At 60.8% G+C, this 16551-nt stretch carries 11 protein-coding genes; 5 read left to right on the top strand and 6 right to left on the bottom strand.

Going from position 1 to position 16551, the window contains the following annotated elements; all coding sequences use genetic code 11:
• Nucleotides 1-4: 4 nt before the first annotated feature.
• Both CE636_RS17805 and iolD read right to left on the bottom strand, forming a co-directional pair.
• Nucleotides 5-1018 (bottom strand): Gfo/Idh/MocA family protein, encoded by a 1014-nt coding sequence (locus CE636_RS17805; protein ID WP_004186740.1) that lies wholly within the window; start codon nt 1016-1018, stop codon nt 5-7.
• A gap of 46 nt (nt 1019-1064) precedes the next feature.
• Nucleotides 1065-3005 carry a 3D-(3,5/4)-trihydroxycyclohexane-1,2-dione acylhydrolase (decyclizing) gene (gene iolD / locus CE636_RS17800; RefSeq protein WP_017899882.1) on the bottom strand — a complete coding sequence of 647 codons (1941 nt, stop codon included), beginning with the start codon at nt 3003-3005 and terminating at the stop codon, nt 1065-1067.
• 505 nt (nt 3006-3510) lie between these two features.
• On the opposite strand from iolD, the gene CE636_RS17795 reads away from it, so the two are divergent.
• Nucleotides 3511-5424, top strand: a complete 1914-nt coding sequence (locus CE636_RS17795; protein ID WP_017899883.1) for a bifunctional 5-dehydro-2-deoxygluconokinase/5-dehydro-2-deoxyphosphogluconate aldolase — start codon at nt 3511-3513, stop codon at nt 5422-5424.
• 151 nt (nt 5425-5575) lie between these two features.
• A complete protein-coding gene (locus tag CE636_RS17790; protein WP_004206536.1) occupies nt 5576-6433 on the top strand; it encodes a MurR/RpiR family transcriptional regulator in 858 nt (285 codons plus the stop codon).
• 869 nt (nt 6434-7302) lie between these two features.
• Here CE636_RS17790 and iolB read toward each other — a convergent pair.
• The gene (gene iolB / locus CE636_RS17780; RefSeq protein WP_017900561.1) at nt 7303-8112 is read right to left on the bottom strand and encodes a 5-deoxy-glucuronate isomerase; all 810 of its coding nucleotides are present in this window, start codon (nt 8110-8112) and stop codon (nt 7303-7305) included.
• Between the two features lie 18 nt (nt 8113-8130).
• Entirely contained in the window at nt 8131-9636 is a 1506-nt protein-coding gene (locus tag CE636_RS17775) for a CoA-acylating methylmalonate-semialdehyde dehydrogenase (protein ID WP_004146794.1), read from the bottom strand.
• A 351-nt stretch (nt 9637-9987) separates the two neighbouring features.
• Here CE636_RS17775 and CE636_RS17770 point away from each other — a divergent pair, with 351 nt between their 5' ends.
• Together CE636_RS17770 and CE636_RS17765 are read left to right on the top strand one after the other, a co-directional pair.
• Nucleotides 9988-10809 carry a TIM barrel protein gene (locus tag CE636_RS17770; RefSeq protein ID WP_017900562.1) on the top strand — a complete coding sequence of 274 codons (822 nt, stop codon included), beginning with the start codon at nt 9988-9990 and terminating at the stop codon, nt 10807-10809.
• A 97-nt stretch (nt 10810-10906) separates the two neighbouring features.
• Nucleotides 10907-12409 (top strand): helicase HerA-like C-terminal domain-containing protein, encoded by a 1503-nt coding sequence (locus CE636_RS17765; protein WP_017900563.1) that lies wholly within the window; start codon nt 10907-10909, stop codon nt 12407-12409.
• 48 nt (nt 12410-12457) lie between these two features.
• Here CE636_RS17765 and lptG read toward each other — a convergent pair whose 3' ends face one another.
• Complete coding sequence (gene lptG / locus CE636_RS17760; protein ID WP_002886956.1) at nt 12458-13540, bottom strand: LPS export ABC transporter permease LptG; 1083 nt, start codon at nt 13538-13540, stop codon at nt 12458-12460.
• Entirely contained in the window at nt 13540-14637 is a 1098-nt protein-coding gene (lptF, locus tag CE636_RS17755; RefSeq protein ID WP_012969078.1) for an LPS export ABC transporter permease LptF, read from the bottom strand. The genes lptG and lptF overlap by 1 nt, the downstream gene beginning before the upstream one ends.
• Before the next feature lie 389 nt (nt 14638-15026).
• Between lptF and pepA the strand changes: the two genes are divergently transcribed.
• On the top strand, nt 15027-16538 hold the full coding sequence (gene pepA / locus CE636_RS17745; RefSeq protein WP_004206531.1) for a leucyl aminopeptidase: 1512 nt from the start codon (nt 15027-15029) through the stop codon (nt 16536-16538).
• The last annotated feature ends 13 nt before the right edge of the window (nt 16539-16551 follow it).

Below are 16551 nucleotides of genomic sequence, written 5' to 3'. Positions count from 1 at the left end.
GTGCTTAACGTTTATAGAATGCCGGGCACTCAGGCAGCGTCACTTCAACCGGCTCGCTGGTTCCCTGCGCTTTAATGCAGGCGTCCGCCGCCACCGACGCCGCGTAGCCGTCCCAGGCCGACGGGCCGTGCAGCTGGCCGGCTTTGACGTCGTTGATAAAGGCCTGCAGCTCGACGTCGTAGGCTTTGATAAAGCGGTCTTTCCAGTCGGTGAGAATGGCGGTCGACAGGCTGGCGGACTTGCGCATCTGGACGGCAGACGGCTCCGGCAGACGGGCAATCCCGGTCTCGCCGACCACTTCGCACTGGATGTCATACCCGTACTGGCAGTTCACGAACACTTCGACGTCGATCAGGGTGCCTTTTTTGGTTTCAAAGGAGACGATCTGCGGATCTTTCAGGCGCGCATGGGTGTGCGAGGTGGAGCGCGGGAAGCGCACCTGCACGGAACGGTAGTCATCGTTCAGCAGCCAGCGCAGCACGTCCAGCTCGTGGATCAGGGTGTTGGTGATCGCCATATCGGTGGTGTAGTTCTCGCCGACCGACTGGTTGCGGTGGGCGCAGCGCAGCATCAGCGGCGCGCCGATATCGCCATCGTCGATCACTTTTTTCAGCGCCAGATAGCCTTCGTCGTATGGGCGCATAAAACCTACCTGCACCAGGCGACGGCCGGCCTTCATTTCGGCATCGACGATGCGGCGGCAGCCTTCCGCGGTCATCGCCAGCGGTTTTTCGCAGAACACTGGCTTACCGGCGGCGATGGCGGCCAGGGTGTACTCTTCGTGGGTCGGGTCCCAGGAGGTGACCAGGATGGCATCGACATCGCTGGCGTTAATCACGTCGTGGCCGTCGGCGTAGACTTCCGCCTGCACGCCCGGCAGCGCGACCGCCGCGCGGGCGTTGTCGGCATTGATATCAGACACCGCCACAACGGTGGCGCCCTGCAGAACCTGGGTGCAGCGACGGATGTGTTCTTTACCGATAGCGCCAGCGCCGATGACACCTAATTTGAGCGACATAATGGTTTTCTCCGTAAGTCTGTAGGATTCAGAGTGGATGTTCGTTTTAGTAATCACGCGCCTGGGCGCGCTTTTCATTAATCATTTGCGCAACTTTGCGGATCCGCTCAGAGAGCGCCGTCTGGGCGACGCCAACGTTCCACCAGCTGCCGTATTTGTGCACCATGGTCTTCGGCAGCACTTTAATATCAATCAGGGTGCTGACCGTTTCGCGACGGGCGGCGTCCAGCGCGTGGCGCAGTTCGTCCAGGGTGGTGACGCGCCAGGTTTTGCAGCCGTAGCCGGCGGCGATGGTGGCGAAGTCCACCGGCACCAGGCCGCCCTGCAGCTGGCCGGTTTCCGGCTGGCGGTAGCGGAACTCGGTGCCGAAGCTGTCCATCCCGTGCTCCATCTGCAGGTTGTTGATGCAGCCGTTGGCCATGTTGTCGAACAGCACGACGTTGATCTTCGCCCGCTCCTGCAGAGAGGTGACCAGTTCAGAGTGGAGCATCATGAACGAGCCATCGCCGACCAGGGAGTAGACTTCGCTCTGCGGCTGCGCCAGTTTCACGCCCAGCGCGGCGTTGACCTCATATCCCATGCAGGAGTAGCCGTACTCCACGTGGTAGGTGTTTTCCGCGCGGTTGCGCCAGACGCGCTGCAGATCGCCGGGCAAGCTGCCCGCCGCCGCGACGATCACCGCCTCGGCCGGCAGCGTTTCATTCAGTACCCCAAGGACGCTGCTCTGGGTCAGGGTGGAGTCGGTGATCTGGCGGAACTCGCGATACACCGATTCGCGATCGAGATGATCGTCGATCTCCGGGACAAAGGATTTTTCCTGCCACACCGCCTGGTAGACGCGCTGGGTCTCTTTTAACTGACGGCTCTGCACGCTCTCGATCTGCGCGCCCCAGCCGGCCTGCCAGCCGCTGTCCGCCAGCGCCGCGTCGAGGGTGGTCATCGCTTCCCGGGCGTCCGCCAGCATGGCAATGCCGTCCAGCTTCCAGGCGTCGAAGTTGCTGACGTTAATATTCAGGAAACGCACCTCCGGGTGCTGGAAAATCCATTTCGAGGCGGTGGTAAAATCGCTGAAACGGGTGCCAACGCCGATCACCAGGTCGGCCTCTTTCGCCAGCAGGTTCGCCGCCAGACAGCCCGTCTCGCCGACGCCGCCGACGTTCAGGGGGTGAGAAGAGACCACCGTCCCCTTCCCGGCCTGGGTTTCGGCAAAGGGCACCCCGTAGCGCTCGGCGAAACGGGACAGCGCTTCGCCCGCGCCGGAGTATTTCACCCCGCCGCCGCAGACGATCAGCGGTTTACGACTGGCTTTGATGGCCGCCACGGCGTCCGCCAGCTGCGCGGCGCTGGCCGGGCGGCGGTCGAGACGGTGCACCCGGCGCGCAAAGAAGGATTCCGGGTAGTCCCAGGCTTCGCCCTGCACGTCCTGCGGCAGGCACAGCGTCACCGCGCCGGTTTCCGCCGGGTCGGTCAGGACGCGCATGGCATTGATGCAGGCGCTCATCAGCTGTTCCGGGCGGGTAATGCGGTCCCAGTATTTGCTGACCGCGCGGAAGGCGTCATTGGTGCTGATGCTGAGATCGTAGCTCTGTTCAATCTGCTGGAGCACCGGGTCCGGCTGGCGGGTGGCGAAGACATCGCCCGGCAGCAGCAGCAGCGGAATACGGTTGGCGCTGGCGGTGCCGGCGGCGGTGATCATGTTGGCCGCCCCCGGACCGATGGAGGAGGTGCAGGCGATAATCTGCCGGCGCAAGGCCTGGCGGGCAAAACCGGTGGCCGCGTGGGCCATCCCCTGCTCGTTGCGCCCCTGATAGACGCGCATGTCGCCGCTGTCCTGCTCCAGCGCCTGCCCCAGCCCCAGGACGTTGCCATGGCCGAATATCGCGAAAATGCCTTTCACGAACTTCAGCTCTACGCCATCCACTTCCAGGTACTGGTTATCGAGGAACTTCACCAGCGCCTGCGCCGTTGTCAGTCTCAGTTTGCCCATGATGCACAATCCTTATTGTTCAGTATTTGTGTGTGGCGTCGCGCCGATGCCGCCGGGGCCGTCGTTCACGTCACTGGAATACCTGTGGATTATAGGCAAACATTTTTTTCATTAAATACAAATACAGAAGAAATATTTCATTTTGCGAGAAGGATCAAACTCTCTACCCATTTCATACGTTTCACTTACATTCCTGACACGTTTTCGGGCCCTTTTTTGCCGCAGCACACGACAATATCCCCTTAAAAATCATAGGTAAATGGCTGTCGTGTGGCGTTTCATTTTCTCCCGGGTCAACAGTGGGGACGATCCGCGCTCACGCGAGGCTCAGTGCGGCAGAGTGGTAGATCCCTCACACTTTTGGTTTTTTAATTTCGAACGAGTTTGCAAATGAAATATTTATTTCTCAAACTAAGGGTAACCAATAACCCTCAGGCTGTTCACGGAGTCAACGTCGGGATCCCGACCCTTCCAGGCAGCAGACACCAAAAAGGAAATCCTAGCTATGAATGCAGCAGTAAAGCGGCTCGACGTCATCTGTATAGGTCGGGTGGCAGTCGACCTCTATGCCCAGCAGATCGGTTCGCGGCTAGAAGACGTTGCCAGTTTCTCGAAATATCTGGGCGGCTCCTCCGGCAACGTGGCCTTTGGCACCGCGATTCAGGGGCTGAAATCGGCCATGCTGGCGCGCGTTGGCGATGAACACAACGGCCGTTTCCTGCGTGAAACGCTTAACGGCGCCGGGGTGGATACTGAGTATCTGATTACCGACAAATCCCGCCTGACCGCGCTGGTGATGCTGGGGATAAAGGATCAGGAGACTTTCCCTCTGATTTTCTACCGCGATAACTGCGCCGATATGGCCTTAACGCCTGACGACATCAGCGAGGAGTATATTGCCTCCTCCCGGGCGCTGGCGGTGACCGGCACCCATCTGTCGCACGCCAACACCCGCGCCGCGGTGCTGAAGGCGCTGGAGTACGCCCGCCGTCACGGCCTGCGTACCGCGCTGGATATCGATTACCGTCCGGTGCTGTGGGGACTCACCTCGCTCGGCGATGGAGAAACCCGTTTCATTGAGTCCGGGCCGGTCACCAGCCAGCTGCAGGAAGTGCTGCATCTGTTCGATTTGGTGGTGGGAACCGAAGAAGAGTTTCATATTGCCGGGGGCAGCACCGATACCCTGACCGCGCTCAAAAATGTGCGCAATGCCACCAAAGCCACCCTCGTCTGCAAGCGCGGGCCGATGGGCTGCGTGGTGCTGGAAGGCGACATCCCGGACAGCTGGGACCAGGTGCCGCTGCAGCAGGGCGTGCGCGTGGAGGTGCTCAACGTGCTGGGCGCCGGAGATGCCTTTATGTCTGGCCTGCTGCGCGGCTGGCTTAACGACGAGGGCTGGGAGCAGGCTTGCCGTTATGCCAATGCCTGCGGGGCGCTGGTGGTCTCCCGCCACGGCTGTGCGCCGGCGATGCCGACCAAAGTCGAACTCGATGACTATCTGCAGCGCGCCGAATCGGTGCCGCGCCCGGACGTCGACGAGCGCCTCAACCACCTGCACCGGGTGACCAGCCGCCGCCAGCAGTGGCCGGAGCTGTGCATTTTCGCCTTCGACCATCGCAAACAGCTGGCCGATCTGGCGCGGGAGGCCGGGCGCGATGAAGCCTGCATTCCGCAGCTCAAGCTGCTGTTGTTGGCCGCGGCCGAAGCGGCGGCGCAGGAGGCGGGCCTTGACCAGCGCAGCGGTATTCTGGCCGACGGCACCTACGGCCAGCGTGCGCTGAACGCCATTACCGGCAAGGGCTGGTGGATCGGGCGCCCTATCGAACTGCCCAGCTCGCGACCGCTGCGTCTGGAGCATGGCAACATCGGCTCGCAGCTGATCGACTGGCCGCTGGAGCATGTCGTCAAATGTCTGGTCTTCTATCACCCGGATGACCCGACGGCGCTGCGTGCAGAGCAGGACGCCCTGCTGCTCGAGGTGTGGCAGGCCTGTAACAAGTCAGGCCATGAATTGCTGCTGGAGGTGATCCTGCCGGAAAATGGCCCGGACAAAGACGAGCGCCATTACCACACCATGCTGGAACACTTCTATCAGCTGGGGATCAAGCCGGACTGGTGGAAGCTGCCGCCGCTCTCCAGCGCCAGCTGGCAGCAGATCACCGCCCTTATCGAGCGCGAAGATCCGTGGAGCCGCGGGATCCTGATCCTCGGCCTCGACGCGCCTTCCGACAAACTGCGCGCCGGTTTCGCCGAGGCGGCCGCACACCCGATGATCAAAGGTTTCGCCGTCGGGCGCACTATCTTTGGCCAGCCGTCGCGGCGCTGGATGCAGGGTGAGCTCAGCGATGAGGCGCTGATAGAGGAAGTGAAACGCAACTACCTGACGCTTATTGGCTACTGGCGCGAAGCCCGCCGCTGATCCCCCGACGCCCGTCTCCGTCACCTTGCGGAGCGGGCGTTTTTCTGTTTCTTCGTGAAATGAATCGCGTATTTCGTCGCAATAAATGAAAAATTCGCTTCATTTGGTACACTGGAAGCCATATTCCTTCCATTTTCTCAGAGCGCACTCTATGGCCAATAACCCAACACAGCTGACCATCCTGCAGGATGAAATCAGGCGTCGCTACGATACGTTAAGCAAACGCCTGAAACAGGTCGCCCGCTATATCCTTGATAACAGCAATAGCGTGGCTTTCGATACCGTGGCCTCCATTGCGCAACAGGCGGACGTTCCCCCTTCCACGTTGATTCGTTTTGCCAACGCCTTCGGCTTCAGCGGCTTTAACGAAATGAAACAGATGTTCAAGCAACATTTGATGGAAGAGACCGCCAACTATACCGAGCGCGCCCGTCTGTTCCGCCAGACCACCAGCGATGAGTCCAGCCCGCCGGAAACGCCGACGGAAATTCTCAATATGTTCACGATGGTGAACAACCAGGCGCTGCAGCAGCTGGCGATGCAGACCTCCAGCGATGAGCTGGAGCGCGCGGTGGCCCTGCTGGGCGAGGCGGAAAATATCTACGTCATTGGCCTGCGCCGGTCGTTCAGCGTCGCCTCCTATCTGACCTATGCGCTGCGCCACCTCGATCGCAAAGCCTTTCTGATCGACGGCCTCGGCGGCATGTTCACCGAGCAACTGAGTCTGGTCGGCCCGAAAGACGTGGTGGTGGCGGTGAGCTTCTCGCCGTACGCCCGGGAAGTGGTCGAGCTGGTGGAGCTGGGCGCGCAGCGCAAAGCGCGGCAGATCGCCATTACCGACAGCCAGGTCAGCCCGCTGGCGGCCTTCAGCGATGTCTGCTTTGTGGTGCGGGAAGCGCAGGTGGATGGCTTCCGCTCGCAGGTTGCTTCGCTGTGCCTGGCCCAGACGCTGGCGGTCTCGCTGGCGCTGAACAGCAGTCAGGAGTCTGAGGCCAAGCAGAAGGCGTGAAATAAGCCGCCTGGCGTTAGTTGCCCGGCGGAGTTGTATAAGCCTGCGGGAGGCGCCGGTAGGCCGGATAAGGCGAAGCCGCCATCCGGCACAAAGGCAGGTATGGCGCCGGAGGTGTCCTGCCCGGCGGCGCTGCGCTTGCCGGGCCTGGGATATGTGCACCTGCGGGTCGCCGTAGAGACTGTTATCGGTTTGCAACTTTCCCGGCCAGACAATGCGTTTATCACGTGTAACTTCAGCGAAATTTGCGCTCCCGGTTAATCGTCTGCGTTATGCCTGGCATGGTGCAGGGAGCGCACAGGGGGCGGCCAGTCGCCGCCGCCCCCTGTACCCCCGGGCTCCGGCCAGCAAAATCGCCGCTGCGCGGTCCCTTCGACTTATCCCTGCAGGCTTCGGGTCGGGCCGAGGCAGCGTCCCTGCAAAACACGGCCCTCAGCCCGCATCCATGCGGGCTGCCCCGGCCTTCCGGGAACGTCTCAGCGATTTTGAGGCCGTCAGCACCGGCAGTTTCAGTCGCGCAAGTGGGTAAATCAGGGACAGGTCGCAGGGACCCTGTAGGCCGGGCCAGGCACAGCCGCCACCCGACAACATCCCAGGTATCGAGTCTGATATCTTGTCCGGCGGCGCTGCGCTTGCCGGGCGTGGGGTATATGGGCTCAGGAGAGGATCCTGTAGGCCGGATAAGCGTAGCGCCATCCGGCATAAGACGGGTATGGCGCCTGAGGTGTCCTCCCCGGCAACGCTGCGCTTGCCGGGCCAGGGAGTGGGATTCCGCGGAGCGTTACGCTACAAATGTACCCGCTGCTCTCAAACAACAAGGCCGGTTAGCATCGCTAACCGGCCTTTTTTATCCGCTTCTGCACCGCGCATCAGTCGTGACGCGGATACTCCGGCGTGTTGATCCAGGCGTGGTCATCTTCCCAGGTGAACAGCCATTTCCGGTCCGGCCCGGCCATGACGTTCAGATAGTAGCTGTCGTAACCGGCAATCGCCGCCACCGGATGGTAACCGCGCGGCACCATCACCACATCGTGGTTATAGGGCGCCATGCAGGCGTCCAGGCTACGGTCGTCGGTGTAGACCCGCTGGAAGGCAAAGCCCTGCGGCGGATCGAAACGGTGATAGTAGGTCTCTTCCAGTTGCGTTTCTTTGCCCGGCAGGGCGGTATCGTGCTTATGCGACGGCCACGAGCTGGTGGCCCCTTCGTCGGTGTAGACTTCCACCACCAGCAGGCAATCCGCCTCGGCGCTGTCCGGCAGAATATTATGCACCCGACGCTGGTTGCGCCCTTTCCCACGATGCTCGACGCCGACATCTTCCGGCCGAATAAGGCGTGCCGGGAAGCTGCCTTTGCCCGGCGCGCTACACACCGCCAGCTCCAGATCGGAATCGGCGGTCACCTCGACCCGATCCTGCGGCGGCACGTACACCGACCACGGCGGGGTGCGTTCAAACGGCGACATCCGTTTACCGAGATTCGGGAAATCGGCCTGCTGCGTTTTCACCGACGCCAGGCCGGCGACCAGCACCAGGCACAGCTCGCGGTCGCCGCTCTCCAGCGTCACGGTCTGCCCTTTTTTCAACATCCAGACATCAAAGCCGATATAGCGCCAACCGGCGCTTTGCGGCGTAATATGCTGGATCTGTCCCTCTTTTCGCGATTTAGCCAGTAACGACATGGCGCTCTCCTTCGCCGATTAACCTAACGTCGGCATGCTGAATTCAGATACGGTCTGCTGCCCTGCCGGCCAGCGTACGGTGGCGGTCTTCATGCGCGTGTAGAAGCGCACGCCGTCCGGCCCGTGAACGTTCAGCGCCCCGAACACTGAGCGCTTCCAGCCGCCAAAGCTGTGGAACGCCATCGGCACCGGGACCGGCACGTTCACCCCGACCATCCCCGCCTGCACGTCGTGGACGAATTCACGCGCGGTGTGGCCGTTACTGGTGAAGACGGCGCTGCCGTTGCCAAACTCGTGGCTGTTGACCAGCTCGAGGGCGCTGTCATAGTCCGCCGCGCGCACAATCCCCAGCACCGGGCCAAAGATCTCTTCGCGCCAGATGGTCATCTCCGGGGTGACGTGATCGAACAGGGTGCCGCCGACATAATAGCCCGCGTCGTAACCCGGCACGCGCAGTTTGCGGCCATCGACCACCAGTTTTGCCCCTTCGCTTTCGCCTTTATCAATATAGCCGAGGACTTTTTTCTGGTGAGTATCAGAAACCACCGGCCCCATCTCGTTCTCTTCCTGGCCGCGCATGCAGCCCGGGCCCACTTTCAGCGCCTCCACCAACGGCTTCAGGCGGGCGATCAGTTTGTCGGCGGTTTCATCTCCCACCGCGACCACCACCGGCAGCGCCATGCAGCGCTCGCCTGCGGAACCGAAGGCGCCGCCCATAATGGCGTTAACGGTGGCGTCGAGATCGGCATCCGGCATCACTATCGCGTGGTTTTTGGCGGCGCCAAAGGCCTGCACGCGCTTGCCGTGGGCGCTGGCGGTCTTATAGATATACTCCGCCACGCCGGAGGAGCCAACGAAGCTCACTGCCGCAATGCGCGGGTCAGTGTACAGCTGCTCGGCATCTTCATTGCTGCAGTGCACGACGTTAAACACGCCGTCCGGCAGACCAGCCTCTTTCAGCAGCTCTGCCAGACGCACGGCGGCCGTCGGCGCCAACGCCGGCGGTTTGAGGACGAAGCTGTTGCCGCAGGCCAGCGCCAGCGGGAACATCCACATCGGCACCATCGCCGGGAAGTTGAACGGGGTGATCCCGGCCACCACGCCCAGCGGCTGCATCAGCGAATAGCTGTCGACGCCGGTGCCGACGTCAGAAGAGTATTCACCTTTAATCAGGTGCGGGATCCCGCAGGCGAATTCGACCACTTCCATGCCGCGGGTCAGCTCGCCCAGCGCATCCGACCACACTTTGCCGTGCTCGCTGACGATGATCCCCGCCAGCTCTTCCACGTGCTGCTCCAGCAACATTTTGAAGTTGAACAGCACGCGGGCGCGGCGCAGCGGCGTGGTACGGGACCAGCTGTCAAACGCATCGCGAGCAACCTGAATCGCCTCAGAGACTTCCTGCGCGGTCGATACCGTGACTTCGCGCACCGCTTTGCCCGTCGCCGGATCGTACACCGGCATCGTTTCGTTGCTGCTGCTGATAACGGTTTTCCCGCCAATAAAGTTTCCTGTGATCGTCATGTTCTCGCCTCATAGTGAAGAGGGCCAGCGCACACCGGCCCGTCGCTGATTCTGCTGTGCTATAACCGTAGTAAAATGAAATTTATATTTCAACATTGTTGTGAAATGAAATTTCATTTTGGTGATAACAGTCGCATTTTGCGCTCACGCATCGCTTACACGCTTCCCCCATCGAGCCGCGCCGCCTCGTGATGCCAGGCTCCCCGTCCCGGTCGCTCCCGCCGCGGCGGCCGGGAATATTTTGCGAGGCAGCTCAAACAATCATCATTTTCATTCTTGCTTATTTTGGAATAAACGTTTTGACTGTTAGCCAATTGAACGAACCTAACCCTCTTCCGTCAGGAGTGTCCTATGGCCATCGCAATGCAACGTTTTTGTATTAACCGCAAAATCGCGCCAGCGCTCAGCATTGAAGCGTTTTTCCGTCTGGTGAACCGTCTGGGCCTGAATAAAGTCGAGCTGCGCAACGATTTACCCAGCGGGAAGGTGACCGACGATTTAAGCCATCAGCAGGTGCGCGAGCTGGCGGCGCGTTATCACATCGAGATCCTGACGATTAACGCGGTCTATCCCTTTAACCGCCGTAGCGAAGAGGTGCGGCAGCTGACCGAGTCGCTGCTGAAAGAGGCTCAGGCCATCGGCGCCAAATCGCTGGTGCTCTGCCCGCTCAACGACGGCAGCGAGGTGCCGGCCAGCGACACCCTGGGCGCCCTGCGCGACCTGGCCCCGCTGTTCGCCTTCTACGGCATCCACGGCCTGGTGGAGCCGCTGGGCTTCCCGCAAAGCTCGCTGCGATCGGCGCACCAGGCGCAGACGCTGATCCATGACGCGCGCGTGCCGTTTAAGCTGCTGATCGACACCTTCCATCACCATCTCTACCCGCAGGCGGCGGACGAGTTCAGCCAGGTGGAAGTGGCGGACATCGGGCTGGTCCACCTTTCCGGAGTGGACGATACCCGTCCGCGCGAGCAGCTCACCGATGCCGAGCGCATCATGCTGACGCCGCAGGATCGTCTCGGCACCTGCGAGCAGGTTAAGGCCCTGGAAGCCCGCGGCTATCAGGGGGTATACGCTTTTGAACCCTTCGCTCCCGAGCTGGCGCAGTGGAGCGAAGCGGATATCGAGCGCGAAATTGAGCAGAGCATCGCGCTTATCCAACGCCACTGCGCCTGAGGCCTCTCGCTAAAGCGTGCGCGGCGCGTGACGATTTCCCCAACGCCGGACGACGAGGTTGCCTATAATCGTCGCAGGATAAATGGAGGAATCGATCATGAGCTCACCCCTGTTGATTGCGCGCACGCTGGATAACACGCTCTATTTGCTGCCCGCCATGGCCAACCGCCATGGGCTGATCACCGGTGCGACCGGCACCGGTAAAACCGTCACCCTGCAAAAGCTGGCTGAGTCGTTTTCGGAGATTGGCGTGCCGGTATTTATGGCGGACGTCAAGGGCGATCTGACCGGCATTGCCGCCGCGGGCCAGAGCTCAGAGAAACTGCAGGCGCGGCTGGAGAAGATCGGCGTCAGCGACTGGGAGCCGCACGCCAACCCGGTGGTGCTCTGGGATATCTTTGGCGAAAAGGGCCACCCGGTGCGGGCGACGGTCTCCGATCTTGGCCCCCTGCTGCTGGCGCGCCTGCTCAATCTCAATGAGGTGCAGAGCGGCGTGCTGAACATTATTTTCCGCATCGCGGACGACCGCGGCCTGCTGCTGCTCGACTTCAAAGACCTCCGCGCCATCACCCAGTTTATCGGCGACAACGCCAAATCTTTCCAGAATCAGTACGGCAATATCAGCAGCGCCTCGGTCGGCGCCATCCAGCGCGGGCTGTTGACCCTGGAGCAACAGGGCGCCGGGCACTTCTTCGGCGAGCCGATGCTGGATATTGCCGACTGGATGCGCGTCGATGCCAGTGGCAAAGGGGTGATCAATATCCTCAGCGCTGAAAAGCTCTACCAGATGCCGAAGCTCTACGCCGCCAGCCTGCTGTGGATGCTCTCCGAGCTGTACGAGCGCCTACCGGAGGCGGGCGATCTCGACAAGCCCAAACTGGTGTTCTTCTTCGATGAGGCGCATCTGCTGTTCAACGATGCGCCGCAGGTGCTGCTGGATAAAATCGAACAGGTGATCCGTCTTATCCGCTCCAAGGGCGTCGGCGTCTATTTTGTCTCGCAGAACCCGGCGGATATTCCCGACGCTGTGCTCGGCCAGTTGGGCAACCGTGTGCAGCACGCGCTGCGCGCCTTTACGCCGAAGGATCAGAAAGCGGTGAAAACCGCCGCCCAGACCATGCGCGCCAACCCGGCCTTCAGTACCGAACAGGCGATCCAGGAGCTGGGCACCGGCGAGGCGCTGATCTCCTTCCTCGATGAGAAAGGCAGTCCGTCGGTGGTCGAGCGGGCGATGGTTATCGCTCCCTGCTCGCGGATGGGGCCAGTCAGCGATGACGAGCGCAATGGTCTGCTGAATCACTCGCCGCTGTACGGCAAGTATGAAGAGGAGGTGGACCGCGAGTCGGCCTTCGAGATGCTGCAGCAAGGGGTGCAGGTCACTACCGAGCAGCAGTCGGCTCCGCCGGCGAAGGGTCAGCAGAGCGGAGAAGACGACGGGCTGCTCGGCGGCCTGAAAGATATCCTGTTCGGCAGCACCGGCCCGCGCGGCGGCAAACGCGACGGTATCGTGCAGACCGCGGCGAAAAGCGCAGTTCGCCAGGTCACCAATCAGATCGTCCGCGGCATGCTGGGCAGCCTGCTGGGCGGACGCAAGCGCTAAAAAAAAGCCCCCTCATCAATGAGGGGGCTTAGGTTTCAAACTTACCCGCTAGGCCTTACGCATCATCAGCCAGAGGCTTATCAGGAAGAAGCTGGCGCTTGGCAACAGCGCGCCGATGATCGGCGGTATGCCGTACACCAGGGTCAGCGGGCCGAAAATCTGATCCAGCACGTAGAAGATAAAGCCGAAGCTAATCCCCGTCACTACCCGGACGCCCATCGGCACGCTACGCAGCGGGCCAAAGATAAACGACAGCGCCATCAGCATCATCACCGCCACCGACAGCGGCTGGAAGATTTTGCTCCACATATTGAGCTGGTAGCGTCCCGGATCCTGACCGCTGGATTTCAGGTATTTCACATAGTTGTGCAGCCCGCTGATCGACAGCGCATCCGGATCCAGGGCAACCACGCCGAGCTTGTCCGGCGTCAGGTTGGTTTTCCAGGTACCGCTCACCATCTGCGACCCGGTCACCTGCTTCGGATCGGTCAGATCGGATTCATCCACCTGCGACAGGCGCCACACTTTATTCTCGCTATCGAATTTTGCCGAGGCGGCATAGCGCACCGACTGTAAACGACGCTCCGGGTTGAAAGCATAAATGCTGACGCCCCCCAGCTCATCGTTACCTTTCACCCGTTCGATATAGACAAAGTTATGGCCATCTTTCGCCCACAGCCCCTGCTGGGTGGAAAGTAGCGAACCGCCGTACATCTGCTGGGCGCGGTAGTTGCGCGCCATCTGTTCGCCCTGCGGCGCCACCCACTCGCCGATCGCCATGGTCAGCAGCACCAGCGGGATAGCGGTTTTCATCACCGCCAGCGCCACCTGCAGCCGGGTGAAACCGGACGCCTGCATCACCACCAGCTCGCTGCGCTGGGCCAGCATCCCCAGCCCCAGCAGCGCGCCAAGCAGCGCCGCCATTGGGAAGAAGATCTGGATGTCTTTCGGCACGCTGAGGATGGTATAGAGGCCGGCGCCCAGCGCGTCGTAACTGCCCTGCCCGGACTTTTTCAGCTGATCGACAAACTTGATAATGCCGGAGAGCGACACCAGCATGAACAGCGTCATCATGATGGTGTTGAAAATCGTCTTACCGATATAACGGTCAAGTACGCCAAACGCCTGCATCAGGCCGCTCCTTTATTAAAACGGGCGCGGAAGCGGCGCATCGGCACCGTGTCCCACAGGTTTAACAGCACCGCCAGCGCAAAATAGAGCAGGTTGATCGCCCACATCCAGATAGCCGGGTCCATTTTGCCTTTGCCGCCGTTCGACTTAATCGAGGTCTGCAGCAGGAAGAACACCAGGTAGAGCAGCATCGCCGGCAGCATCGACAGCACGCGGCCCTGGCGCGGGTTCACCACGCTGAGGGGCACCACCATCAGCGCCATAATGAAGACCGTCGCCACCAGCGTGAAGCGCCAGTGCAGTTCGGCGCGCGCGCGGTCGGTGTGGGTCTGCCACAGAGTGCGCATATCCATCTGTTCGGTGTCGTCCGGATCGGAGGTCACCGCCTGGTGGCCGATAATGGCCTGATAGTTATTGAAATCGGTAATGCGGAAATCGCGCAGCATCGCGGTGCCTTCAAAGCGGGTGCCCTTGTTGAGGGTCACCACCTGCGAACCGTCTTTCTGCTGCGACAGCTCGCCGGAATCCGCCACCACCACGGAGGGGCGCGCGTTGCCTTTCGGACGCAGCTGGGCAAGGAAGACGTCATGGAAGCGGTTGCCGTTCACGCTCTCGATAAACATCACCGCGTTACCATCGCTGGCCTGCTGGAACTGGCCCTGGGCCAGAGCGGCCATGCCGGGGTTGGCCTTGGCTTCCGCCAGCACTTCATCCTGATGGCGCGACGACCACGGCCCCGCCCACATCACGTTGACCGCCGCCACCGCGCCGGTGAACAGCGCGAGGATCATCGCCGCCTTGATCAGCACGGCTTTACTCAGGCCGCAGGCGTGCATCACCGTAATTTCGCTTTCGGTGTACAGCTTGCCGAGGGTCATCAGCAGGCCAAGGAACAGACTTAACGGCAGGATAAGCTGCGCCATCTCCGGGATGCCGAGCCCCAACAGCGAGAGCACCAGATTGGTTGGGATATCGCCATCCACCGCAGCGCCGAGGATCCTGACTAATTTCTGACAAAAGAAAATCAGTAACAGGATGAATAGGATCGCCAACTGGCTTTTCAGCGTCTCACGAACCAGATATCTTATGATTATCACTATAAATACGCCCGTAAAAACCCGTTTTAGTGCAGGAAAATTGCTTGTTTCATGGCTTAAACGTCATTTATTCTCTTTGGTCGTCGAAAACGTCGCTAAGATTAAATGACTCATCGGTTCTGCATGTCAGGATCTTTTCTGACGAACCCAGGCCTTAATAACGTTAAGATTAACACGAAGTCACCGCAACAGCGGATATGAGTTACGAAAGCTTGCAATTATATACTCAATGGATTTCGAGTTGTAAGAAGGCAGCAGGGCTGTGGCCCCTGGCGCGCACAATGTGCCACGTCAGGGTAAGCAGGCGCAGCCGGCGCATCTGCAACTTGAAAGGCGACGAGTATAGCCGTAGCCACCACTGTTGTCTTTAAGATTCAGGAGCATAGTGCATGGAGTTCAGTGTAAAAAGCGGTAGCCCGGAGAAGCAGCGGAGCGCCTGTATCGTGGTCGGCGTCTTTGAACCACGTCGCCTCTCCCCCATCGCCGAACAACTCGATAAAATCAGCGACGGCTACATCAGCGCCCTGCTGCGTCGCGGCGAGCTGGAAGGCAAACCTGGCCAGACGTTATTGCTGCACCATGTGCCAAACATTCTGTCTGAGCGCATTCTGCTGATTGGCTGCGGCAAAGAGCGCGAACTGGATGAGCGTCAGTACAAGCAGGTCATCCAGAAAACCATCAATACCCTGAATGATACCGGTTCAATGGAGGCGGTCTGCTTCCTGACCGAGCTGCACGTCAAGGGCCGTAACAACTACTGGAAAGTTCGCCAGGCCGTTGAAACCGCCAAAGAGACGCTGTACAGCTTCGACCAGTTGAAGACCAACAAAAGCGAGCCGCGTCGCCCGCTGCGTAAAATGGTCTTTAACGTGCCGACCCGTCGCGAGCTGACCAGCGGCGAACGCGCCATTCAGCACGGGCTGGCGATCGCCGCCGGCATCAAAGCGGCGAAAGATCTCGGCAACATGCCGCCGAACATCTGTAACGCCGCCTATCTGGCCTCCCAGGCACGCCAGCTGGCCGATACCTATAGCAAAAACGTTATCACCCGCGTGATCGGCGAACAGCAGATGCGCGAGCTAGGAATGAACGCCTACCTCGCCGTCGGCAACGGTTCGCAGAACGAGTCGCTGATGTCGGTCATCGAGTATAAAGGCAACCCGTCGGAAGACGCGCGCCCTATCGTGCTGGTCGGTAAAGGCCTGACCTTCGACTCCGGCGGCATCTCCATCAAGCCGGCTGAAGGCATGGACGAGATGAAGTACGACATGTGCGGCGCCGCAGCGGTGTACGGGGTGATGCGGATGGTTGCTGAGCTGCAGCTGCCGCTGAACGTGATCGGCGTGCTGGCGGGCTGTGAAAACATGCCTGGCGGTCGCGCGTATCGCCCGGGCGATGTTCTGACCACCATGTCCGGACAGACGGTGGAAGTGCTGAACACCGACGCCGAAGGCCGTCTGGTGCTGTGCGATGTGCTGACCTACGTTGAACGCTTCGAGCCGGAAGCGGTTATCGATGTGGCGACGCTTACCGGCGCCTGCGTGATTGCCCTCGGCCATCACATCACCGGCCTGATGTCGAACCATAACCCGCTGGCCCATGAGCTGATCGGCGCCTCCGAACTGGCCGGCGACCGCGCATGGCGTCTGCCGCTGGCCGATGAGTTCCAGGACCAGCTGGAATCCAACTTTGCCGATATGGCGAATATCGGCGGCCGTCCTGGCGGCGCGATCACCGCCGGCTGCTTCCTGTCGCGCTTCACCCGCAAGTACAACTGGGCGCACCTCGACATCGCCGGCACCGCCTGGCGTTCCGGCAAAGCCAAAGGCGCCACCGGTCGTCCGGTCGCTCTGCTGTCGCAGTTCCTGCTCAATCGCGCGGGTTTTAACGGCGAAGAGTGATTGCCGTCTGATG

Origin of the sequence: Klebsiella sp. LY (assembly GCF_004010915.1) — a bacterium.
Taxonomy (GTDB): domain Bacteria; phylum Pseudomonadota; class Gammaproteobacteria; order Enterobacterales; family Enterobacteriaceae; genus Klebsiella; species Klebsiella quasipneumoniae.
This window is presented reverse-complemented; position numbering and strand designations above follow the sequence as displayed.